The sequence below is a fragment of the Mesobacillus sp. genome (assembly GCF_049588175.1).
Taxonomy (GTDB): Bacteria; Bacillota; Bacilli; order Bacillales; family Cytobacillaceae; genus Mesobacillus.
In genome coordinates this window covers 1-5,769 of sequence record NZ_JBAVFI010000255.1, presented here as the reverse complement: position 1 = coordinate 5,769, position 5,769 = coordinate 1, and the positions used below count along the sequence as shown (strand labels likewise).

The window sequence follows — 5,769 nt, the reverse complement described above, 5'->3', positions numbered from 1 at the left end:
AAGCCTTTTTTAGTCTCGGGGACTGTTGCCGGGACTATTTTTCATGTCAGCTAGAAAAAGGAATTGGTAAAAATCACTGATAATTTCCAGTTCGCTGATAAAATGAAAATTTCGCCAAAAAAATTGTGAACTTCGCCAATAAAATCTTTTTTTCGCCAATAAACCTGTGAACTTGGCCAATATAATTAGATTATCGCCAATAAAAGATATTCTATATTTAAATTTTCTCTGATAAACTGCTCTGATTACCGAATTCACTGTTCCAATGTCAAAATGATAAGCCTGATGTTCCAAATCAAAATTCAAAATTAGTCATTTTAATTGAAACTCTTTAACCAAACCTGCATTTTTTCGTAAAAACCATCTGGAAATGCTATAATACGGGGAAAATACTTAAGGACGGTTTATGAATATGTGGGAAGAATCGGTGTCGATAATTGGTCCGTATAATTTTGATCTTGCTTTGAGCCGGATGGCGTTGGATCCATTGAATGATGTGGATATTGAAAAGCGTACGGTAAAGGTACCTCTCCTTATCAATAACACCAAGATTGTGGCAGAGGTAACAGGAACGGGAACGCTTGAAAAGCCTGAATTCCTTATCCGTGCCACTCATGAAAAAGCGGGGACAATCCAGCGGCTGACGGAAATTTTTCAATGGAATACAGAATTGATCCACATCCATGAACATTACCAGACAACAGAGCTGAAGGACCTATTCAATCAACATTACGGTACTCCGCTCGTTCTGGAGTTCGATCCATTTTCAAGCTTAATTAAAAGCATCATTCACCAGCAGCTTAATCTTAAATTTGCCTTCACATTAACAGAGCGTTTTGTGAAGACGTTTGGAGAAGAAATAGAAGGTGTCTGGTTTTATCCGACACCGGAAAAAGTGGCCAGTCTCACAGTTGAACAGCTGCGTGAATTGCAATTCAGCGGGCGGAAAGCAGAGTATGTCATTGGAATTGGACAGCTTGTTGCGTCTGGTAAGCTTGATTTTGAAAAATTAAAATTGATGCCTGATGCAGAAATTGCACAGGAATTAATCAAGATCCGCGGTGTCGGCCCGTGGACGATTGAAAATTTTCTGATGTTCGCACTCGGACGTCCGAATTTATTTCCGATCGGTGATATCGGCATCCAAAATGCGTTGAAAAAATACTTTAATCTTGAGCAAAAGCCAACACCTGTCGAAATGGAAAAATTCAAAGAGCCATGGAATCCTTATTTGAGCTATGCTTCGCTCTATTTATGGAGAAGCATTGAGTAATTGGAGTGAAGTACGATGAAAAAAGTTGATGACAACAAAGATCATACAAAAAAAGGTTTCGGAAAAAAAGATAGTGTTAACAAGAGCTTTGCAAAAATAGATGACGCAAATAAAGCTTTTGCTAAAAAGGAAAATACAAAAAAAGACTTTGTGAAAAAAGATCATGCTAACAAGAGCTTTTCTAAAAAAGACAATACGAAAAAAGCTTTTGGTGATACAAACAAAGTCTTTGCCCAAACAGATCAAGCAAAGAAAGCTTATTCAAAAAAAGAGGATACAGCCAAATTACAGCTGAATCAAACCTTTCCGCTGACGATCAAGCGCCTTGGGATCAATGGTGAAGGAGTTGGATATTTCAAGCGCCAAGTTGTGTTTGTGCCTGGCGCGTTGCCTGGCGAAGAAGTAGTTGTCGAAGCGACAAAGGTCCATCCGAAGTTTTCCGAGGCAAGAATCAAAAAAATCCGCAAGCCATCGGAACACAGAATCAAGCCACTTTGCCCGGTATATGATCAGTGCGGCGGCTGCCAGCTGCAGCATTTACATTACGGGCAGCAATTAAATGAAAAACGGGATATTGTCATCCAGGCGCTGGAGCGGCATACGAAGCTGAAGATAGATGAGCTTGAAATCAGGTCGACGATTGGAATGGAGAATCCGTGGGGCTACCGGAACAAGAGTCAGTTCCAGGTTGGTGAAAAGGACGGAAAGGTGCTCGCAGGCCTGTATGGATTGAACTCCCATAACCTAATCAATATCGAGCAATGTGCCGTCCAGCATCCCGCAACATCAAAAGCAACCGAAGTGGTAAAAGGGATTCTCCAGGACTTGAAGATTCCGATATACAATGAGAAGAAACACAAGGGATTGGTTAGGACAATTGTAGCCAGGACGGGTGTGCAAACCGGAGAACTGCAAATCGTTCTGATCACAACAAAAAAGGAACTGCCGAAAAAGGACATGATCATTCAGGAAATCAAGAAGCGCCTGCCTGAGGTGAATTCGATTGTCCAAAACGTCAATGGTGAAAGAACCTCAGTCATTTTCGGAAAAGAAACAGCAACACTTGAAGGAAATGACTTCATCCAGGAAACATTGGGCGACCTGCAATTCGAGCTGTCGGCGAGAACCTTTTTCCAGCTTAATCCTGAACAGACGGTGAAACTATATAATGAAGCAAAAGCTGCTGCTAAGCTGACAGGCAAAGAGAAGCTTGTGGATGCTTATTGCGGAGTCGGGACGATCGGTTTGTGGATGGCTGGCCAGGCTGGTGAAGTAAGAGGAATGGATGTCATTCCTGAATCGATTGAGGATGCTGAGAAAAACGCGGAGAAGCATGGTGTAAAACATGCAAAGTTTGCTGTCGGCAAGGCAGAAGAGCTGCTGCCGAAATGGCTCAAGGAAGGCTGGCGTCCGGACGTCATCGTAGTAGACCCGCCACGCACAGGCTGCGACCAGGATTTTTTAAAGACCGTGCTGAAAATCAAGCCGAAGACATTCGTCTATGTATCGTGCAATCCATCCACTCTGGCCAAGGATATCCAGACATTGGGTTCTCACTATAAAGTAGAATACATCCAGCCAGTGGATATGTTCCCGCACACTTCGCAAATAGAGAGCGTTACGAGGCTGGTATTAAAATAGAGGAGGAATCGTATATGTTAAGCGATAAACTGGTAAAAGGTTTAACGGAACAAATGAATTATGAGTTCTATTCTGCACATGCCTACATGGCAATGGCTGCATATTGTTCAGCTGAGAATTTAGATGGCTTCGCAAACTTCTTTTTGGTACAGGCAGAAGAGGAACGATTTCATGCGATGAAGTTCTACAATTTTATCAATGATATGGGTGAGCGGGTAACGGTTGAAGGCTTCCATGCTCCCTCAAATGAGTTTTCGTCTGTACTAGATGTGTTCGAAAAGGGGCTTGGGCACGAAAAAGAAGTAACGCGCCGCATTTATCAACTGGCAGACATTGCCCTCGATGAGCGTGAGCATGCGACAATGACCTTCCTGAAATGGTTCATTGAAGAACAGGTTGAAGAGGAAGCGATGTTCGACGGGCTGATCCAGAAGCTGAGAAGAATTGATCAGGACAGCAACGCCTTCTTCATGTTAGAGAGCGAGCTTGCACAGCGAACTTTTACAGCACCAGAATAATCCATTATGAATGCAAAAGCAGGGTTTCCTAATAAGGAATCCTGTTTTTTTTATACAATGGATTTCGTTTAGTCGGCTTAACCTAGTGGTATACGTCCAATGAGGGGCATGGCGGTAAGTGTGTTTATTGTGGCGTCTACAGAGAATAGCAACCGGATACAATTACATACATATTTTTGATTAACATGCTCCCACATCATGATTGGGAGGAATGAACCAGTGAAGAAAGACGATATGAAACAGCCTGTGAACGAATCTTCAAAAGATCAGCAGCTTGAGCAATACAGATCCGGACACGACGGGGAAGCGTTGACAACGAATCAGGGTTTGCGTGTATCTGAAGACGAGCATTCCTTAAAGGCGGGAGTCCGCGGACCGACATTGATGGAGGATTTTCATTTTAGAGAAAAAATGACCCATTTTGATCATGAGCGAATTCCTGAGCGTATCGTACATGCCAGGGGATATGCGGCTCATGGATATTTTCAGGTTTACGAGCCAATGGCTGAATTCACGAAGGCGAAGTTCCTTCAGGATCCCAGTGTGAAAACACCGGTATTTGTGCGTTTTTCAACAGTAGCAGGTTCGCGCGGATCTGGTGATACAGTCCGGGATGTCCGCGGTTTTTCAACTAAATTTTACACAGAAGAAGGCAACTACGACCTTGTCGGAAACAATATTCCTGTATTTTTCATTCAAGATGCGATCAAGTTCCCAGACTTAGTACATGCAGTAAAACCAGAGCCGCATAATGAAATCCCGCAGGCAGCGTCAGCACATGATACATTTTGGGATTTTATTGCGAATAACACCGAATCTGCCCACATGATCATGTGGCACACTTCAGACAGGGCAATCCCCCGCAGCTACCGGATGATGGAAGGGTTCGGGGTGCATACATTCAGGTTCGTGAATGAGCAGGGCAAGGCCCGTTTTGTAAAATTCCATTGGAAACCGGTGCTTGGTGTGCATTCCTTGGTATGGGATGAAGCGCAAAAAATAGCTGGGAAGGATCCGGATTTCCACCGCCGGGACCTTTTTGAAGCAATTGAAAAGGGAGATTATCCAGAATATGAGCTAGGTGTCCAGATGATTGAGGAGGAAGATGAGTTCAAATTTGATTTTGATGTATTGGACCCTACAAAACTTTGGCCGGAAGAATTAGTCCCTGTCAAGATCATTGGGAAGATGACGCTGAATCAAAATCCAACGAATTACTTCGCTGAAACGGAGCAGGTTGCATTCCATCCGGGACATGTTGTACCGGGCATTGATTTTTCAAATGACCCGCTTCTGCAAGGCCGATTATTCTCCTATACCGATACACAGCTGAGTCGCCTCGGTGGACCGAACTTCCACGAGCTGCCGATCAACAGACCGGTTTGCCCGTTCCATAATAACCAGCGTGATGGCATGCACAGGATGACGATTGACCGTGGGCAGGTGGCTTACAATAAGAACTCGCTGCAGGGAAACTCTCCAAATCCTGTGCCTGCAAGTGAAGGTGGATATGAACATTATCAGGAAAAAATGGAGGGCAGGAAGGTTCGCGAACGCAGCGACAGCTTCAAGGACCACTATTCCCAGGCCATTCTTTTCTGGAACAGCATGTCAGAGGTTGAGAAGCAGCACATCATCGAAGCCTTCAGCTTTGAGGTAGGAAAAGTGATGAGCAAGGATATCCAGCAGCAGGTTGTTGACATGCTTGGCAATATCGACACATTCCTGGCAGAACAGGTTGCCATCAGTGTAGGGGCAAAGAAACCAGCGAACAGCAAACCGATGGAAGTAACCCTTACATCCCCAGCGCTGAGCCAGATGAATACAGTTAAGCTGCCGAATACAAGGAAGGTCGCCATTCTTGCCGACAATGGCTTTAACGGTGCTGAGGTAACGGGCTTGATGGAAATGCTGAAAAAGAGCGGCATTACGGCTGAAATCATCAGCAAAAACCTTGGAATGATCAAGAGCGACGACGGCAATGAGCTGGAAGTGACTCATACGCTGCTGACGAGCAGTTCAGTGCTATACGATGCTCTTTATGTAGCAGGAGGACAGCAAAGCGTTGACAGCCTCATGCAGAAAAAGGAAGCAGTATACTTCGTCGACGAGGCCTACAGCCACTTTAAAACAGTCGGCGCCGGGAAGGAAGCAGCTGGAATGCTGGCAGCAGCGGGAATTGCCCTTGAGAGCGGAGCACCGGGTGTTGTCGTGTTCGAAAGCGGTAAAGAAGTAACAGGAGACAGCCAGAAGTTTATCAACGCCATCGTCCAGCACCGCCACTGGAGCAGGAAGATGTAGTCCCAGTCCAGACCAGCCAAAACAAGTGTGCAATAA

Annotated in this window: 4 protein-coding genes; all 4 read left to right on the top strand. The window is 44.7% G+C overall.

The features are described from left to right. Window positions 1–412 precede the first annotated feature (412 nt). The 4 genes from WB217_RS06270 (at window position 413) to WB217_RS06255 (ending at window position 5,733) form a co-directional block, all read left to right on the top strand. Window positions 413–1,273, top strand: coding sequence for a DNA-3-methyladenine glycosylase family protein (locus tag WB217_RS06270; RefSeq protein WP_423991696.1), 861 nt, complete (start codon window positions 413–415; stop codon window positions 1,271–1,273). A gap of 15 nt (window positions 1,274–1,288) precedes the next feature. Beyond that, complete coding sequence (gene rlmD, locus WB217_RS06265; protein ID WP_423991694.1) at window positions 1,289–2,914, top strand: 23S rRNA (uracil(1939)-C(5))-methyltransferase RlmD; 1,626 nt, start codon at window positions 1,289–1,291, stop codon at window positions 2,912–2,914. A 14-nt stretch (window positions 2,915–2,928) separates the two neighbouring features. Beyond that, entirely contained in the window at window positions 2,929–3,432 is a 504-nt protein-coding gene (locus WB217_RS06260) for a ferritin (RefSeq protein ID WP_423991692.1), read from the top strand. A gap of 198 nt (window positions 3,433–3,630) precedes the next feature. Continuing rightward, on the top strand, window positions 3,631–5,733 hold the full coding sequence (locus tag WB217_RS06255) for a catalase (RefSeq protein WP_423991690.1): 2,103 nt from the start codon (window positions 3,631–3,633) through the stop codon (window positions 5,731–5,733). The last annotated feature ends 36 nt before the right edge of the window (window positions 5,734–5,769 follow it).

Coding starts and splice junctions, on each gene's coding strand:
- WB217_RS06270 (WP_423991696.1), top strand. CDS start 413: ATGTGGGAAGAATCGGTGTCGATAATTGGTCCGTATAATTTTGATCTT.
- rlmD (WP_423991694.1), top strand. CDS start 1,289: ATGAAAAAAGTTGATGACAACAAAGATCATACAAAAAAAGGTTTCGGA.
- WB217_RS06260 (WP_423991692.1), top strand. CDS start 2,929: ATGTTAAGCGATAAACTGGTAAAAGGTTTAACGGAACAAATGAATTAT.
- WB217_RS06255 (WP_423991690.1), top strand. CDS start 3,631: ATGATTGGGAGGAATGAACCAGTGAAGAAAGACGATATGAAACAGCCT.